Here is a 16,687-nt window from a genome sequence, read left to right as displayed (position 1 = left end):
ATGTATCAAGATTATAAAAACGTAGAGTTAGTAAAACCATCTGGGTTAGATCTTAAAGATCGTTTAGTTGGTGTACAGCGTGTTACTAAGGTAACTAAAGGAGGTAGAGCTTTTGGATTTTCTGCTATTGTTGTAGTAGGTGATGAGAATGGAGTAGTAGGTCACGGTTTAGGAAAGTCTAAAGAAGTAGCTTCTGCAATCGCAAAGGCTATGGAAGATGCTAAGAAAAACTTAGTTCGTATTCCATTAAATAAAGCAACTATACCTCACGAACAGAAAGGTAAATTTGGAGGAGCTCGTGTACTTTTATTACCTGCAGCAGCGGGTACTGGAGTTATCGCGGGTGGTGCAATACGTGCAGTACTTGAGTCAGTTGGTATACATGATGTATTATCAAAGAATCAAGGATCTTCAAACCCACATAACGTAGTAAAGGCAACTTTTGATGCTTTACTTAAGTTAAGAAGTGCTGAGACTGTTGCAAAGCAACGTGGTATCACACTAGATAAAGTGTTTAAAGGATAAATCAAGGACAATGGCAAAAATCAAAGTAACAAAGGTTAAGAGTGCAATAAACCGCACTCAAAACCAAAAGAGAATCTTAGAATCTCTTGGATTGAGAAAAATAGGCCAGGTAAAGGTGCATGATAATACACCTAACATCCTTGGTATGGTAAGTAAAGTTAGTCACTTAGTTTCTGTAGAGGAAGCTTAATATAAATAACAGATGGAGTTAAATAACTTAAGGCCTGCAAAAGGAGCTGTTAAGAAAAACGATAGTCGTAAAGGTCGTGGTCAGGCAACTGGTCAAGGTGGTACGGCTGGTCGTGGACACAAAGGACAGAAGTCTCGTTCAGGATACAGTAAGAAAATTGGTTTTGAAGGAGGGCAAATGCCACTTCAACGTCGTGTTCCTAAATTTGGATTTACAAATATCAACAGAAAAGAGTATGCGGGTGTAAACCTTGATACGCTACAAGAGTATGTTGATGCTGGACGCCTGACAGAAGAAGTATCTATAGAATCTCTTATGGAAGCTGGATTAGTTGGTAAAAACGATCTAGTAAAAATATTAGGTAGAGGAGAGCTTAAAGCGAAAATTAAAGTATCTGCACATAAATTTACTGCAACTGCAAAGGCTGCTGTTGAAGCTGCTGGCGGTGAAGCTGTAACGTTATAATCGATATAAGAGGATGAAATTTATAGATACAATAAAGAATATCTGGAAGATTGATGAGCTAAGGAATAGAATACTCCTTACGCTCACACTTCTCCTCGTATATCGTTTTGGTGCTCAAGTAGTACTACCTGGTATAGATGCTTCTCAATTAGGGGGCTTGCAGGATAGTACTGATCAAGGTTTGTTAGGTCTTCTAGCAGCATTTACAGGTGGTGCATTTTCTAATGCATCTGTTTTTGCGTTGGGGATTATGCCATATATATCTGCTTCTATTGTGGTGCAGTTAATGGGTATAGCAATACCTTATCTGCAGAAGCTACAAAAGGAAGGTGAAAGTGGACGTCGCAAAATTAACCAAATAACTAGATGGTTAACTATTGCAATATGTTTATTACAGGCGCCAGGATATCTTGCTGCTTTACCTGCATTAGGAGTTCCTTCTAGCGCTTTTGTAATGGGTTTAACGCCTACATTCTATATATCATCTGTATTTATTTTAGTTACAGGTTGTGTTTTTGCTATGTGGTTAGGTGAAAAAATCACAGATAAAGGTATCGGTAATGGTATTTCACTTTTAATTATGGTGGGTATTATTGCAACAATGCCTATATCATTTGTACAAGAATGGGTAGCTCGTGTTACTGAGTCTAACGGTGGTTTGATTATGATACTCATAGAGTTAGTGATTTGGTTTGTTATTATCCTACTATGTATTTTACTTGTAATGGCAGTACGTCAAGTTCCGGTTTCATATGCACGAAGAACAGCGACTGGAGCCTACGAAAAAAATGTTTTTGGTAGTAGACAATTTTTACCACTAAAACTTAACGCTTCTGGGGTAATGCCTATTATCTTTGCACAAGCAATAATGTTTGTACCTGGGTTGATAGGTGGAGCAAGTTTCTTGGCAGATACAACTGCTGGAACTTGGTTACAAACCAACTTCGGAAATAACATTTTTGGATTTTGGTATAACCTTGTGTTTGCACTATTGATTATTGTATTTACATATTTCTATACAGCAATCACAGTACCTACTAATAAAATGGCAGATGATTTAAAACGTAGTGGTGGCTTTATAGCTGGTATACGTCCAGGGTCTGAAACTGCTGAATATTTAGATAGAATAATGTCTCAGATTACCCTTCCGGGTTCTGTGTTTCTTGCTCTAATCGCTATATTTCCTGCAGTAGCAGTTAATGTTTTAGGTATGCAACAAGGATGGGCATTGTTTTATGGAGGTACATCACTATTAATTATGGTTGGTGTAGCTATAGATACTATGCAACAAGTAAATTCTTATCTTTTGAATAAGCACTACGATGGTCTTATGAAATCAGGTAAAAACAGAAAAGCAGTAGCATAATGGCAAAGCAAGCAGCAATAGAGCAAGATGGATCTATAATCGAAGCATTGTCTAACGCAATGTTTAGAGTAGAGTTAGAAAATGGTCACGTTGTGACAGCGCATATCTCAGGTAAGATGCGTATGCACTATATAAAATTATTACCTGGAGATAAAGTAAAATTAGAAATGAGTCCTTACGATTTATCAAAGGCTCGTATAACTTACCGCTATTAAGCGGAAAAAAGCTGGATATGAAAGTAAGAGCATCCATTAAAAAAAGAAGCGCCGATTGCAAGATCGTTCGTCGCAAAGGAAGATTATACGTAATCAACAAAAAGAATCCTAGGTTTAAACAAAGACAAGGTTAATAGTTATGGCTAGAATTGCAGGGATAGATATCCCAAAACAAAAGAGAGGTGTAATTGCATTAACGTACATCTTTGGAATCGGAAAGAGCAGAGCAGAAGAAATTCTTGCAGCTGCTAATGTATCAGAAGATAAAAAAGTATCTGATTGGGATGACGACGAAATAGGTCGCATACGTGATGCTGTTGGTACATTTACAATAGAAGGAGAACTTCGTTCAGAAGTTTCTTTGAACATTAAACGTTTGATGGACATCGGTTGTTACCGTGGTATTCGTCATCGTGTGGGTCTTCCTTTAAGAGGACAACGTACAAAGAATAATTCTCGTACTAGAAAAGGAAAGCGTAAAACAGTTGCAAACAAGAAGAAAGCAACTAAATAATAAGGCATAATGGCAAAGCAAACTGCAAAAAAACGTAAGGTTGTTATAGAATCAGTTGGGGAAGCTCATATTACTGCTTCTTTTAATAACATCATAGTTTCGTTAACAAACAAGAAAGGAGATGTTATCTCTTGGTCATCTGCCGGTAAAATGGGTTTCAGAGGTTCTAAAAAGAATACTCCGTATGCTGCTCAAACTGCTGCAGAAGATTGTTCTAAGGTTGCTCACGAAGCTGGCCTTCGTAAAGTAAAAGTGTATGTTAAAGGCCCAGGTAACGGACGTGAGTCTGCTATACGTGCTGTACATAACAGTGGAATTGAAGTGACTGAGATTATTGATATCACTCCAATGCCGCACAACGGTTGTCGTCCTCCTAAGAGACGTCGCGTTTAATAATAAATTATAATTAATATCTCGAGGGAGAACGATTAGCAAAGGATTGACCTTAATTTCTAATCACCCTCAACAAATACATTTAAAATGGCAAGATATACTGGTCCCAAAACAAAGATCGCTCGTAAATTTGGCGAAGCAATCTTCGGAGAAGACAAATCTTTTGAAAAAAGAAATTACCCTCCAGGGCAACACGGAAACAACAGACGTAGAGGAAAGAAATCTGAATACGCTGTACAATTAGCTGAAAAGCAAAAGGCAAAGTATACTTACGGTATCCTTGAGCGTCAGTTTAGAAACATGTACGACAGAGCAAATCGTGCTCCAGGAATTACAGGTGAAGTTTTACTTCAACTTTGTGAGTGTCGTCTTGATAATGTTGTACACAGAATGGGAATGTCTCCTTCTAGAAGTGGTGCACGTCAATTAGTAGGGCACCGTCACATTACTGTAAACGGAAGCATCGTAAACATTCCTTCATTTCAGGTTAAGCCTGGTGATGTTGTTGCGGTACGTGAGAAGTCTAAATCTTTAGAAGTAATCTCTAACTCTCTTCAAAATTCAAGTAACGTCTACGAGTGGATTTCTTGGAACAACGATAAGAAGGAAGGTACTTTTGTGGCAATACCACAACGTCTTCAGATTCCTGAAAACATCAATACCCAGTTCATCGTCGAGCTGTACTCTAAGTAATAACCACTAAAGCTAGAAAACCGATATGGCAATATTAAATTTCCAGAAGCCCGATAAAGTCATTATGATTGACTCTACTGATTTTGAAGGTAAATTTGAGTTTAGACCTTTAGAACCAGGTTACGGTTTAACCGTAGGAAACGCTTTACGTCGTGTATTGTTATCTTCATTAGAAGGTTTTGCAATTACATCTGTACGTATAGAAGGTGTAGATCACGAGTTTTCTACATTGGCTGGAGTAGTTGAGGATGTTACAGAAATCATCCTTAATCTTAAGCAAGTACGTTTTAAAAGACAAATAGAAGAGATAGATAACGAAACTGTAACAATTTCATTATCTGGTGTAGATCAATTAACAGCTGGTGATTTCCAAAAATTTATTTCTGGTTTCCAAGTGCTTAATCCTGATATGGTGATAGCAAACATGGACAAGAAAGTAAATCTTAATATGGAAATTACTATCGAAAAGGGACGTGGATATGTACCTGCTGAAGAGAACAAGAAGTCTAATGCACCTCTTGGAACTATCTTTACAGACTCTATTTATACTCCTATCCGTAATGTAAAATATAGTATAGAGAACTATCGTGTTGAGCAGAAAACTGATTATGAAAAATTAGTTTTTGAAATCATCACTGATGGATCTATTCATCCTAAAGAAGCTCTTACTGAAGCTGCTAAGACACTTATCCACCACTTTATGTTATTCTCAGATGAGCGTATCACTTTAGAGGCAGATGAGATAGCTCAGACTGAAACTTATGATGAAGAATCTCTACACATGCGTCAGTTGCTTAAAACAAAGCTTATCGATATGGATCTTTCCGTTCGTGCGCTTAACTGTTTAAAAGCTGCAGAAGTAGAAACATTAGGAGATCTTGTTTCTTATAACAAAAATGACTTGATGAAATTTAGAAACTTTGGTAAAAAGTCACTTACTGAGCTTGAAGAGCTTGTAAATGTAAAAGGCCTTAGTTTTGGAATGGATCTAGCTAAGTATAAATTAGATAAAGACTAGTTAGCTATAGCAGAAATGCATTAGCGCTTTCGCGAAAGCGGGAAAATACATATTACAATGAGACACGGAAAGAAATTTAATCACTTAGGGAGAAAGACTGCACATAGAAAGTCTATGCTTGCAAACATGGCTTGTTCTTTAATTGAACATAAAAGAATAAACACGACAGTGGCAAAGGCAAAAGCTTTAAAGCAGTTTGTTGAGCCAATGATCACAAAGTCAAAAGAAGATACTACTCATAATCGTCGTATCGTTTTTGCAAAGCTTCGCCAAAAAGATGCAGTAACTGAATTATTCAGAGATGTAGCGGCAAAGATTGGTGATCGCCCAGGAGGTTATACTCGTATTATCAAGATGGGTAACCGTCTTGGGGATAATGCTGATATGGCAATGATAGAACTTGTTGATTACAACGAGATTTATAGCCCAGGTAAACCAGCAAAAAAGAAGAATACTCGTCGTGGAAGTAAAAAAGCTGAAGCTGTAGCACCTGCTGCAACGGAAGAAAAAGTTTCTAACGAAGAAGAATAGATAATTTTTTATCTAAACAGTTTTAAAAAGGCCTTGCTATTAAGCAGGGCCTTTTTTGATTTCAAAAGAGTCATAATATCTTGTTAAGATTTCGAATCCCTATTGAATTCCGTTGCTAGCGCATTATATTGGTAAACAAAACAACTGTATAGTTATGAAATATTTCTTGATCTCCGTTTTACTTATTAATTCCCTAACAGCATTCTGTCAATCTGAAGATGTTACGTTTATGTCTAGCTTGAATTCTAATCAAGCTATCGATGGGTCATTGGTCAATTTTGATGGAGGTAATTATTCGGGCAGAACATTTAAGTCTGCAACTAAGATAGAGGGTGATAAGTTTTTATTCGACAATTGGTTTAGCTCTGCTAGAGTAGTAACGCAGAATAAGCAAGTTATAGACGTACGTAATGTAAACTTTGATATGGAACGAGGGACATTTTCTTTTAAAGAGGGAGAGTATCTATTAGATGTAAATCAATTTGTTGTCAGTTCTGTTAGTATAAATGATTTAATTTTCAAAAGAACTTTAAATCCTCAAGATAATATATCTAGATTAATGGAAGTTATATACGAATCTGATGACCTCTCTTTGTTGAAAGACCATAACGTCAGAATAAGAGAAGGAAAATTTGATATACAAGTAGGACAAGAGCCTGATGAATATGTAAGTAATACGAACTATTATCTTATAAGTGAAGGAGAGTTTAAGAAATTTAAGCCAAAGAAGTCCTCTGTACTCTCTATTTTCAATGATTATGAGGATGTAATGGTTCAATATATTAAAGAAAATAAGTTGTCCTATAAAGAAGATCATGATTTGAAGAAAATGTTTTCAAAATTAAGCACGCTTAGATCTTCTTCTAATTAACGTCAGTGGTAAAACTATTCTTTTTTAAAAAGAGTATATTCACTACTTTTGCCTTCTGTAAGGAAAAAACAAAAAATGAAATATCAATCTAGAAGACCAGCCATAATATTACTTGCAGACGGAACAATCTTTCACGGTAAATCTGTAGGAGATAAAGAAGCAACTTCTTTTGGTGAAGTTTGTTTTAATACAGGAATGACAGGCTATCAAGAAATTTTTACTGATCCATCCTATTTTGGTCAGTTAATGGTAACTACAAATGCTCATATAGGTAATTATGGAGCAACAGATGTTGAGACTGAGTCTGACACTGTAAAGATTTCTGGATTAATTTGTAGAAATTTTAGCTACACATACTCAAGAAAAGATGCAGAAGAGTCTCTGGAATCTTTTTTAAATGACAGTAAGCTTTTCGCCATTTCAGATGTCGATACTCGAGCACTTGTTGCACACATACGTGATAATGGTGCTATGAATGCTGTTATTTCAACTTCTGTAGATGATATTGAAGGTTTGAAAAAGCAGTTATCTGATGTTCCTGATATGAACGGACTAGAATTAGCCTCAAAAGTATCAACCACTGATGCTTACTATTTTGGCGAAGAAAATGCCGAGGTTAAGGTTGCAGCATTAGATATTGGTATCAAACGTAACATTTTACGAAACCTTGCAAAAAGAGGAGCGTACGTAAAAGTCTTCCCGTATAATACTACTTATAAGGAGATGAAAGAATGGAATCCAGACGGATATTTTTTATCTAATGGACCTGGAGATCCTGAGCCACTTGAAAACGCAATACAAGTTGCTAAAGATATCATTAGTGCAAACGATCCATTATTTGGAATATGTTTAGGGCATCAAGTGATAGCACTCGCAAATGGTATTTCTACTTATAAAATGCACAATGGACACCGTGGGATCAATCATCCTATAATGAACTTGGTTACTGGTAAAGGAGAAATTACTTCTCAAAACCATGGCTTTGCTATAAATAGAGAAGAAACAGAATCTAATAACGATGTGGAGATAACGCACGTTCACCTTAATGATAACACTGTTGCAGGAATTAAGCTTAAGGATAAGAATTGTTTTTCAGTTCAATATCACCCAGAAGCTAGCCCTGGACCTAACGACGCAACATATTTGTTCGATCAATTTATAGATAATATTAAAAGTGTCACAGCTTAAAAATTTAATCCCCATCTTAATTATTAAGATGGGGATTTTTTTATTTTAAAATTTATGCTTTCGCGAAAACGTTATCGCTACAAAAGAACATTGACTTCACAAAATCATCATCAAAATCGTATTTTTACGTAACTAATAAAACAACTATAACATGAGTATAATCATAGAAGTTCACGCTAGACAAATTTTTGATTCACGAGGAAACCCAACTGTTGAAGTAGATGTATTTACTGAATTAGGTGTAATGGGAAGGGCAGCTGTTCCTTCTGGAGCCTCTACAGGTGAGCACGAGGCAGTAGAGTTGCGTGATGGTGGTAATGCTTTTATGGGAAAAGGTGTATCGAAAGCAGTTGAAAATGTAAATACGCTAATTGCTCCAGAATTACTTGGAGTATCTGTTTTTGAGCAAAACGCTATTGATCAGCTTATGATAGATCTTGATGGCACTCCAAACAAATCAAAGCTTGGAGCAAATGCAATCCTAGGTGTTTCTCTTGCTTGTGCAAAAGCAGCAGCTGCCGAATTGAATATGCCGTTATATAGATATATAGGTGGAGTAAGTGCAAATACACTGCCAGTACCTATGATGAACATTATTAATGGGGGGTCACATAGTGATGCGCCTATAGCATTCCAAGAATTTATGGTAATGCCAGTTAAAGCTAAGAGCTTTAGTCATGCATTACAAATGGGAACTGAGATTTTTCATAACCTTAAAAAGGTATTACATGACCGTAACCTGAGTACAGCGGTAGGCGATGAAGGAGGATTTGCTCCAGCATTAGACGGCACAGAAGATGCGCTTGATAGTGTGAAAATAGCTGTAGAAAAAGCTGGTTACTCTTGGGGTGACGAGATTATGATAGCTCTAGATTGTGCCGCAGCAGAATTTTATGTAGATGGGAAATACAACTATGCAAAATTTGAGGGTGAAACCGGAAAAATACGTACTAGTGAAGAACAAGCCGATTACTTGGCTGAGCTAGCAGATAAATATCCAATTATATCTATAGAGGATGGAATGGATGAGAATGACTGGGAAGGTTGGAAATATCTTACTGATAAGATTGGTGATAAATTACAACTTGTTGGCGATGATTTATTTGTAACTAATGTAGAGCGTTTATCAAGAGGGATAAATGAAGGAATTGCAAACTCTATCCTTATTAAGGTGAATCAAATAGGTACTCTTACAGAAACAATTGCAGCTGTAAATATGGCACATAATGCTGGCTATACTTCTGTAATGTCTCACCGATCTGGAGAAACTGAAGATAATACGATTGCAGATCTAGCTGTAGCACTTAACTGTGGACAGATTAAAACAGGTTCTGCCTCACGTTCTGATCGTATGGCAAAGTACAATCAACTTATTCGTATAGAAGAGATGCTTGCTGATACAGCATACTTCCCGGCTATGAATGCTTTTAAGATAAAGTAATAACTATAAGAATTATATTATTTGAAAAATGCCTTCTCAATGAGAGGGCATTTTTATTTCTACATTATTCGACTAATAAAGGATTTTGAGGTTTATGTGCTTAGTGAAATGTAATTTTTCTTTTAAAATTAAAAATAGTAGCATTCTTTCTTGTTTAAATTATTGGTTATTACTACTATAATTCAGTGTTTAATGTAAAAATAGAAAAGTAGGTAAAATCTTACACATATACTGTTGTGAACACGTTCAAATGCATTAATTTTATATTTCCAAATTATGATCTTTAGAAGTTGTGTAGGTTTTACTTTCGCGAAAGCGAATTTTAAATCTATATAGTTCTTTAAATTTTTACCTGGCTCATTCGTTGCATCGTTAGTGAATAAACAAGCAAGTATGACTTTAAGTTGGGTAAGAGCGGGCAGTTACGCTTCGATGTTGTACACTCGCTCTTTTTTTAAATGGATTTTGAAGAGATTCAAAATCTAGATTTAAGTTGGGTAAAGGACATGTGCTACGGTACATGTCCTTTTTTATTATTCTACAAACAGCATATCTGCCTTTGTGTAAAAAGCCTGTATATAAGTTTCTTCTATATTTGGAAAATTCTCTCATATCTTATCTAGTAAGAATTTAATTAATTTTTAACCTTCTATGAGGTCCATATGTTAAAAAATGAGACTTCTTTTTTGTAATTTAGCCTAACTTCAAACAATAGAATAAAAAAAGAAAAATATAACGATAGATGGCAGATAAAGCAACCCTAACGATAGATGGAAAAAGTTACGAGTTCCCAATAATTACAGGAACTGAGAAGGAGCAGGCAATTGATATAAAGACGCTCAGAGGAGCTACTGGAGGAATCACGACGATAGATCCAGGTTATAAAAATACAGGGTCTTGTGAGAGCGCTATTACTTTTCTAGATGGGGAGAAAGGAATTCTTAGATACCGCGGTTATTCAATAGAAGAGCTTGCAGAGAAAGCAGATTTTCTTGAAACAGCTTATTTATTGATTTTTGGAGAGCTTCCTACAAAACAACAACTAGATAAATTTCACGCAGATATCAAATCTGAATCTCACGTAGATGAGGATATGAAGAAAATCTTAGATGGTTTTCCTAAGTCTGCACACCCTATGGGTGTGTTAAGTGCGCTTACCTCTGCACTTATAGCATTTAATCCTTCTACTGTAAATGTAGATTCTGAAGAAGATATGTATGCTGCTATTGTAAAACTTCTAGCGAAGTTTCCAGTACTAGCTGCATGGGCAATGCGCAAGAAAAAGAGTCAACCTCTTGATTACGGAGATAATTCTCTTGGTTATGTAGAGAACTTCCATAAGATGATGTTTGCAAAGCCTAATGAGGAGTATAAGGTGGACAAAGCTGTTATTGAGGCTATAGATAAGTTACTAATCTTACATGCAGATCATGAGCAAAACTGTTCTACATCTACAGTACGTATAGTGGGATCATCACATGCTGGTTTATTTGCATCTATTTCTGCAGGAATTTCTGCATTATGGGGACCACTGCACGGTGGAGCAAACCAAGCTGTAATTGAAATGCTAGAAGCTATCAAAGAAGATGGTGGTGATACTAAGAAATATATGGCTAAGGCTAAGGATAAGGAAGATCCTTTCCGTTTAATGGGCTTTGGGCATAGAGTTTATAAAAACTTTGACCCTAGAGCAAAGATTATTAAAGTAGCTGCAGATGATGTTCTTACTCAATTAGGAATAGAAGATCCTGTATTAGATATAGCTAAGGGACTTGAAAAAGAAGCTCTTGAAGATTCATATTTTGTAGACCGTAAATTATATCCAAACGTAGATTTCTACTCAGGAATTATATATCGTGCACTTGATATCCCAGTAGAGATGTTTACTGTAATGTTTGCAGTAGGTCGTCTTCCAGGATGGATTGCTCAATGGAGAGAGATGAGATTGGGTAAAGAGCCTATCGGACGTCCACGTCAGGTATATACTGGTGAAAACTTAAGATCTTTTAAAGAAGTTTCGGAGAGATAAGAACTCAGTAATAAAATATAAAAGAGCAAACATTTCGTTTGCTCTTTTTTTATGCTCAAAAAGTCAGAATGTGACTGTTTAATAATTTGTAAATTCACTTTCGTGAAAGATACCAACCATCCATTACCAGTTATTGTAGAGCAAGCAGAACTTATACTTGCAGGTTTAAAGACTACAATGTCTTTATCTCATAATACTACAATGCAATTATGGCAAACTTTTGGACCATTAAAAAAGTCAATCCATAACAAGTCTAATGATGGGAGTTATAGCGTGCAGTGCTATGCAGATAATTTTATGTCTATTCCTTTTACACCAGAAACCAAGTTTGTGAAATGGGCGGCAGTAGCGGTATTTAACGAAGATGATATTCCAAAGGAGTTAGAAGTGTTGAAAATCCCAAAGGGTAAATGGGCTGTTTTTTCATATAAAGGGACCACACGTGATTTTGGAAAATTTGCTCACCATGTGTATCAAGAATGGCTTCCGCAGTCTGGGTATCAATTAGATCATAGACCACATTATGAGTACATGGGTTCGGATTATTTAGGACCTAATCACCCAGATGCGCAAGAAGATGTCTGGATTCCAATCGTATAGTTTTACTCACATTCAATTACTATATTTTTTATGTTACTTAATCGTTGTTGTTGGGATTTCAAGAGTGGAATTTGTAATTTCACGCTATGCTTAAACTCAATGTAAAAAACGAAACGTCACGTCTTAAAGCCGTGGTTTTAGGAACTGCAGAAAGTAATGGACCTACGCCATCACTTGAAGATGCTTATGATCCTAAGTCGGCGCTTCATATTAAAGAAGGTACATATCCTCTTGAAAAAGACATGGTTCCAGAGATGGAAGCAGTAGCGACTATATTCAAGAAGTATGATGTAGAGGTATATAGACCTAAACTTATAAAAGATATGAATCAGATCTTTACGAGGGATATAGGATTTGTGATTGACGATAAGTTTTTTAAGGCTAATATTCTCCCTGATAGGGAAGAAGAAATAGATGCTATTGAACATGTTATAAAGCAAGTGGCGCCAACACATGTGTTTAGATTACCAGAAGAAGCACACATTGAAGGTGGGGATGTGATGCTTGCAGATGATCATGTCTTCATTGGGACATATAGAGGGGCGGACTATCCAGATTATATCATTGCACGTACAAACATGTTTGCCGTAGGGATGATACAGGAGTTGTTTCCAAATAAAAAAGTAATGTCATTTGATCTTAGAAAATCAAACACAGATCCATACAGTAACGCACTTCACTTAGATTGCTGTTTCCAGCCAGTAGGAGATGGAAAAGCGATATTGCATAAAAATGGGTTCCTTCAAGAAAATGAGTATAACTGGTTGTTAAACCATTACGGAAAAGAAAATGTATTTGAAATCTCGTCTCAAGAGATGTTTAATATGAATTCTAATATATTCAGTATATCGCCAGAAGTAGTAATTTCTGAACGTAATTTTACTCGTCTAAATACTTGGTTAAGAGATCAAAATATTACTGTTGAAGAAGTTGCTTATGCAGAGATTGCAAAGCAAGAAGGATTACTCAGATGTAGTACACTGCCGCTTATAAGAGAGTAGTTATTACATTAACGCATTTTATTATTTTTCACAGGATGTAAATAGGGATGTAATAAAATCCATATCTACGTCTTTACTTACTTCATAAAAGAAGTCTAATTGCCATTTTTTGGTTTTTAGAGCTTGTTTATTATTTGGAGTATCCCATGCTGAATAAACTCTAAAAGCTCTCTTGCCTTCTTTAGTTTGGGTTGATATGATTCCTTTTTTCATAAGTATTGATCTCGGGAAGATAAATTGCCCTAGCTTATTTTCTGTCTTTACATTTACTACATAAAAATCAATAAGATCACTTTCGTGAAAAGGTGAAATCTCTCCACTTTCTAATCGTTTCCAGAACGTTACAAATTGGCCTACTTTTTTAGGTGTTACTTTCGCATCTCTACATGTAATATTAAAGCCTGCTAGCGTAAATGTACAGGCACCGTAGGATTTGCTTTCGAGCTCGTCATGATAATCCGAAATATAAAGCGAGCATTTGTCATAAATGCTCGCTTTAATTTGTTTCAGGTTAGAGGTCATTATTTGTTAATTCACAGTGACTTTCGCAGCAAGTTCTTTTGCTCTTTTGGTAACGTTTTTAATATCGCCACTTAGTTCGTCATACGTTACTACAACTCCCATACGTCTATATGGGCGGGAGGTAGGTTTTCCAAAAAGCCTGAAGTCACATTTAGAAGCTGCGGCAATATTTTCTATACCCGTAAAAGATGGATTATCAGATTCCTTAGTTGCAAGAATCACGGCACTTGCACCTATACGTTCTTGAGTAATTTCTTTTATGGGTAGTCCTAAAACTGCTCTTAAGTGAAGCTCAAACTCATTATAGTTTTGAGTGTTTGCCAGAGTTACCATACCCGTATCATGTGGTCTAGGTGAGAGTTCAGAAAAGTAAACACCATCATCACCTACAAAGAATTCTACGCCCCATAAACCAGCTCCTCCCAAAGCAGCAGTAACCTTAGCTGCCATTTCTTGAGCGGTTTTAAGATGAGCATCTTCCATAGTTGCTGGTTGCCAGCTTTCTTGGTAGTCTCCTCGTTCTTGACGGTGACCTACAGGAGGGCAAAACAGCGTCTCACCATCTCTTTGTGTAACAGTGAGAAGTGTAATCTCATAATTAAAATTTACAAAAGACTCCACAATCACCTCGGCGACATCTCCTCTTGATCCAGCTTGAGAGTAGTCCCAAGCTCGTTGAATATCATCTGGTGTTTTGATAGTGGATTGCCCTTTTCCGCTCGAAGACATTAAGGGTTTTACCACGCAAGGGATTCCTACTTCCTTAACTGCTTTTTGTAATGTTTCTGCAGATGTTGCATAGCGATAGCTTGCAGTTTTTAAGCCAAGATCTTTAGCTGCTAGGTCACGTATAGATTTGCGATTCATTGTGAAGTTGGCAGCCTTTGCGCTTGGGATTACGGTATATCCTTGTTTTTCATAATCATAAAAGCGCTCTGTGCGAATTGCCTCAATTTCTGGAACAATAAAATCAGGTTTGTGCTTTTCGACTAGTCTATCTAGAGCGTCGCCATCAAGCATATTTATCACCTCACGACCATCTGCTACTTGCATTGCAGGAGCGTTATCATAACTATCTACCGCAATTACAGTTTGACCAAGACGTTGTGCTGCAATTACAAATTCCTTTCCCAGTTCTCCTGAGCCTAGTAATACTATCTTTTTATTCATAATGTTTTGCTTTCGCACTTCGGCAAGCTCTGTGTAAACTTCACTTGCATGAAAGCGGTATTATTTACTTTCTTCAATCCAAGCATTAATTTTTTCTTCAAGTAGTGCAAGTGGGATACATCCCGTCTCAAGTACTTCTTTGTGAAACTCTCTGATATCAAATTTATCACCTAACTCTTGGGTTGCTTTTGTGCGCAACTCTCTAATTTTAAGTTGGCCAATTTTATAAGAAAGCGCTTGTCCCGGATTTGCCATATAGCGCTCAATTTCTGATGTGATACCTGCTTCACTTTCTGCTTCATTATCTAAACAGTAAGCAATCGCCTTTTCACGGCTCCATCCTTTAGTGTGGATTCCAGTATCTACTACAAGTCTAACTGCGCGGTGCATCTCAGCTCCTAGTGTTCCAAAGTATTGATAAGGATCTGTATAGAGTCCCAACTCCTTACCAAGCGACTCTGTATATAATGCCCAGCCTTCACCATATGCGCTATACCATAATGTTTTTCTAAACTGTGGTAGTGTCTCGCTTTCTTGTGTTAGAGAAACTTGGAAGTGGTGTCCAGGGACAGCCTCATGTAAAAATAATGACTCATCTGAGTATACATTATACTTGCTAGCATCTGGTATAGGTGTGTAAAAAATACCTGGTCGAGTTCCATCTAGCGATCCAGGATTATACTCTGCACTTGCAGAGTTCTCTCTAAATGCCTCTGTCTGTCTCACTTCAAAAGCCGTCTTAGGTTGCACGCTAAAAAGTAAATCTACTTGAGGCTTTATAGTCTCATGCATTGCATTAAAATTTGCAATAATTTCTTCTGGAGTACTGTACGGCATTAGTTTTTTGTTAGTACGTACATCATCAAAAAATGCTTTTAAATCTCCTTTAAAGCCAACTTGCTCTTTTACTTTTTCCATCTCAGTACGTATGCGAGTAACCTCGCTCAGTCCGAGTTGGTGTATCTCGTCTGCACTCATTGTAGTAGTAGTGTAGAGCTTGATAGCATAGTCATAATAATCGCTACCTGCAGGTAGGTCACTATAGCCAGAGCTATCACGACCAGCAGCTAGATACTCATTTTGTAAAAAGTCGCGCATCTTTGCATAAGCAGGGATTACTTTACCTTCTATCATCGCAACGTAATCTGTGCGTAAAGTGTTTTTATCTTCGTCTGTTATTCCTTCTGGAAAGTTTGCTACGGGCTTGTAAAACAAGTGATTTTCTACAGTTGCCTCTGTCATAGCATCCATTTGAGGGATAATTTTTTTAATAAGAGACTTAGGAAGTACGTAGCCTTCTTTCATTCCTTGACGCATATTTTGCTCTGAGCTGTTGAGCCATACTAGGTATTCGTCTACACGTGTTTGCCAGTTGTGGTAATCTTCTACAGTGTTAAATGGTTGCGCACTCGCTCCACTCGCAAGCTGGCCAAACATAAGATGTGGAGACCACATCTGGTCTATAGGGGTAAGGTCTTTTTTAAACTCCATACCTTCTAGATTGATGGCAATATCCCAAAGTAACACCTCTTTGCTCATCTTCTCTGTGTCTGTAAGGTCACTGTCGTTAAACTGCTGGATAGAGTCGCGGTACGAGCTATAATAAGTCTTTACTGCATCCTTATGAGATTGAGATAATGCATCTGGAAATTTGTCATTATATCTATTGTCACCAGACATTGTCGCATTGAGCGGGTTAAGCTTTAGTCCGTCTTCATAATAGTTGTCTAGCACATTGTTAAAAGCTAGTGATGTGTCTGCTGTACTAGCTGTTTCTGTTGGGGCGTCGTTTTTACAGGCTATTAGGCTTAAGGCCATTATTCCTGCGAGTAGTGTTTTTTTCATAAGGAAGGTTATAGATGTTGCAGCTATAGTTTTCTGCAGTTTACGTTGTTTTAAGGTGTTTGTTGCGCTTTCGCGAAAGCGGTATTCTCACACTCACTATTACGTTACTA

The 16,687-nt window shown here is 36.9% G+C and carries 20 protein-coding genes; 17 read left to right on the top strand and 3 right to left on the bottom strand.

Going from position 1 to position 16,687, the window contains the following annotated elements:
• From rpsE to SJY37_RS01315, 17 genes are all read left to right on the top strand, one after another.
• Complete coding sequence (gene rpsE, locus SJY37_RS01395; RefSeq protein WP_013751339.1) at positions 1-525, top strand: 30S ribosomal protein S5; 525 nt, start codon at positions 1-3, stop codon at positions 523-525.
• Between the two features lie 10 nt (positions 526-535).
• Positions 536-715: a 50S ribosomal protein L30 gene (gene rpmD, locus SJY37_RS01390; protein ID WP_013751340.1), complete on the top strand. Its 180-nt coding sequence runs from the start codon at positions 536-538 to the stop codon at positions 713-715.
• 12 nt (positions 716-727) lie between these two features.
• The gene (gene rplO, locus SJY37_RS01385) at positions 728-1,180 is read left to right on the top strand and encodes a 50S ribosomal protein L15 (RefSeq protein WP_013751341.1); all 453 of its coding nucleotides are present in this window, start codon (positions 728-730) and stop codon (positions 1,178-1,180) included.
• A gap of 13 nt (positions 1,181-1,193) precedes the next feature.
• Positions 1,194-2,546: a preprotein translocase subunit SecY gene (gene secY, locus SJY37_RS01380; protein WP_013751342.1), complete on the top strand. Its 1,353-nt coding sequence runs from the start codon at positions 1,194-1,196 to the stop codon at positions 2,544-2,546.
• A complete protein-coding gene (gene infA, locus SJY37_RS01375) occupies positions 2,546-2,761 on the top strand; it encodes a translation initiation factor IF-1 (protein ID WP_013751343.1) in 216 nt (71 codons plus the stop codon). The genes secY and infA overlap by 1 nt, the downstream gene beginning before the upstream one ends.
• A gap of 17 nt (positions 2,762-2,778) precedes the next feature.
• Positions 2,779-2,895 carry a type B 50S ribosomal protein L36 gene (gene ykgO / locus SJY37_RS01370; RefSeq protein WP_010519235.1) on the top strand — a complete coding sequence of 39 codons (117 nt, stop codon included), beginning with the start codon at positions 2,779-2,781 and terminating at the stop codon, positions 2,893-2,895.
• Positions 2,896-2,900: 5 nt separating this feature from the next.
• Complete coding sequence (gene rpsM, locus SJY37_RS01365) at positions 2,901-3,275, top strand: 30S ribosomal protein S13 (RefSeq protein ID WP_013751344.1); 375 nt, start codon at positions 2,901-2,903, stop codon at positions 3,273-3,275.
• A 9-nt stretch (positions 3,276-3,284) separates the two neighbouring features.
• Positions 3,285-3,668 (top strand): 30S ribosomal protein S11, encoded by a 384-nt coding sequence (gene rpsK, locus SJY37_RS01360; protein ID WP_013751345.1) that lies wholly within the window; start codon positions 3,285-3,287, stop codon positions 3,666-3,668.
• An 87-nt stretch (positions 3,669-3,755) separates the two neighbouring features.
• Entirely contained in the window at positions 3,756-4,361 is a 606-nt protein-coding gene (gene rpsD / locus SJY37_RS01355) for a 30S ribosomal protein S4 (protein WP_013751346.1), read from the top strand.
• A 25-nt stretch (positions 4,362-4,386) separates the two neighbouring features.
• Positions 4,387-5,379, top strand: coding sequence for a DNA-directed RNA polymerase subunit alpha (locus SJY37_RS01350; protein WP_013751347.1), 993 nt, complete (start codon positions 4,387-4,389; stop codon positions 5,377-5,379).
• Between the two features lie 57 nt (positions 5,380-5,436).
• Positions 5,437-5,910 carry a 50S ribosomal protein L17 gene (rplQ, locus tag SJY37_RS01345; RefSeq protein WP_298328834.1) on the top strand — a complete coding sequence of 158 codons (474 nt, stop codon included), beginning with the start codon at positions 5,437-5,439 and terminating at the stop codon, positions 5,908-5,910.
• Between the two features lie 154 nt (positions 5,911-6,064).
• On the top strand, positions 6,065-6,781 hold the full coding sequence (locus tag SJY37_RS01340) for a hypothetical protein (RefSeq protein ID WP_298328831.1): 717 nt from the start codon (positions 6,065-6,067) through the stop codon (positions 6,779-6,781).
• Positions 6,782-6,856: 75 nt separating this feature from the next.
• Entirely contained in the window at positions 6,857-7,969 is a 1,113-nt protein-coding gene (carA, locus tag SJY37_RS01335) for a glutamine-hydrolyzing carbamoyl-phosphate synthase small subunit (RefSeq protein ID WP_298328829.1), read from the top strand.
• 151 nt (positions 7,970-8,120) lie between these two features.
• Positions 8,121-9,410, top strand: a complete 1,290-nt coding sequence (eno, locus tag SJY37_RS01330; RefSeq protein WP_298328826.1) for a phosphopyruvate hydratase — start codon at positions 8,121-8,123, stop codon at positions 9,408-9,410.
• Positions 9,411-10,152: 742 nt separating this feature from the next.
• Complete coding sequence (locus tag SJY37_RS01325) at positions 10,153-11,439, top strand: citrate synthase (RefSeq protein WP_298328824.1); 1,287 nt, start codon at positions 10,153-10,155, stop codon at positions 11,437-11,439.
• Between the two features lie 102 nt (positions 11,440-11,541).
• Positions 11,542-12,039: a GyrI-like domain-containing protein gene (locus tag SJY37_RS01320; RefSeq protein WP_298328822.1), complete on the top strand. Its 498-nt coding sequence runs from the start codon at positions 11,542-11,544 to the stop codon at positions 12,037-12,039.
• A gap of 86 nt (positions 12,040-12,125) precedes the next feature.
• Positions 12,126-13,040 (top strand): dimethylarginine dimethylaminohydrolase family protein, encoded by a 915-nt coding sequence (locus SJY37_RS01315; protein ID WP_379952707.1) that lies wholly within the window; start codon positions 12,126-12,128, stop codon positions 13,038-13,040.
• Between the two features lie 21 nt (positions 13,041-13,061).
• Here the strand turns inward: SJY37_RS01315 and SJY37_RS01310 are convergent, their stop codons facing one another.
• From SJY37_RS01310 to SJY37_RS01300, 3 genes are read right to left on the bottom strand one after another with little or no spacing between them, the layout of a single operon-like run.
• A complete protein-coding gene (locus tag SJY37_RS01310; protein ID WP_298328816.1) occupies positions 13,062-13,562 on the bottom strand; it encodes a MepB family protein in 501 nt (166 codons plus the stop codon).
• Positions 13,563-13,568: 6 nt separating this feature from the next.
• Entirely contained in the window at positions 13,569-14,732 is a 1,164-nt protein-coding gene (purT, locus tag SJY37_RS01305) for a formate-dependent phosphoribosylglycinamide formyltransferase (protein ID WP_298328813.1), read from the bottom strand.
• A gap of 60 nt (positions 14,733-14,792) precedes the next feature.
• Positions 14,793-16,577: a DUF885 family protein gene (locus tag SJY37_RS01300; RefSeq protein ID WP_298328811.1), complete on the bottom strand. Its 1,785-nt coding sequence runs from the start codon at positions 16,575-16,577 to the stop codon at positions 14,793-14,795.
• Positions 16,578-16,687: the final 110 nt, after the last annotated feature.

This window comes from Dokdonia sp. R78006, assembly GCF_042466145.1.
Lineage (GTDB): Bacteria > Bacteroidota > Bacteroidia > Flavobacteriales > Flavobacteriaceae > Dokdonia.
The sequence above is the reverse complement of the archived record's forward strand: the minus strand, read 5'-3'. Positions and strand labels throughout refer to the sequence as shown.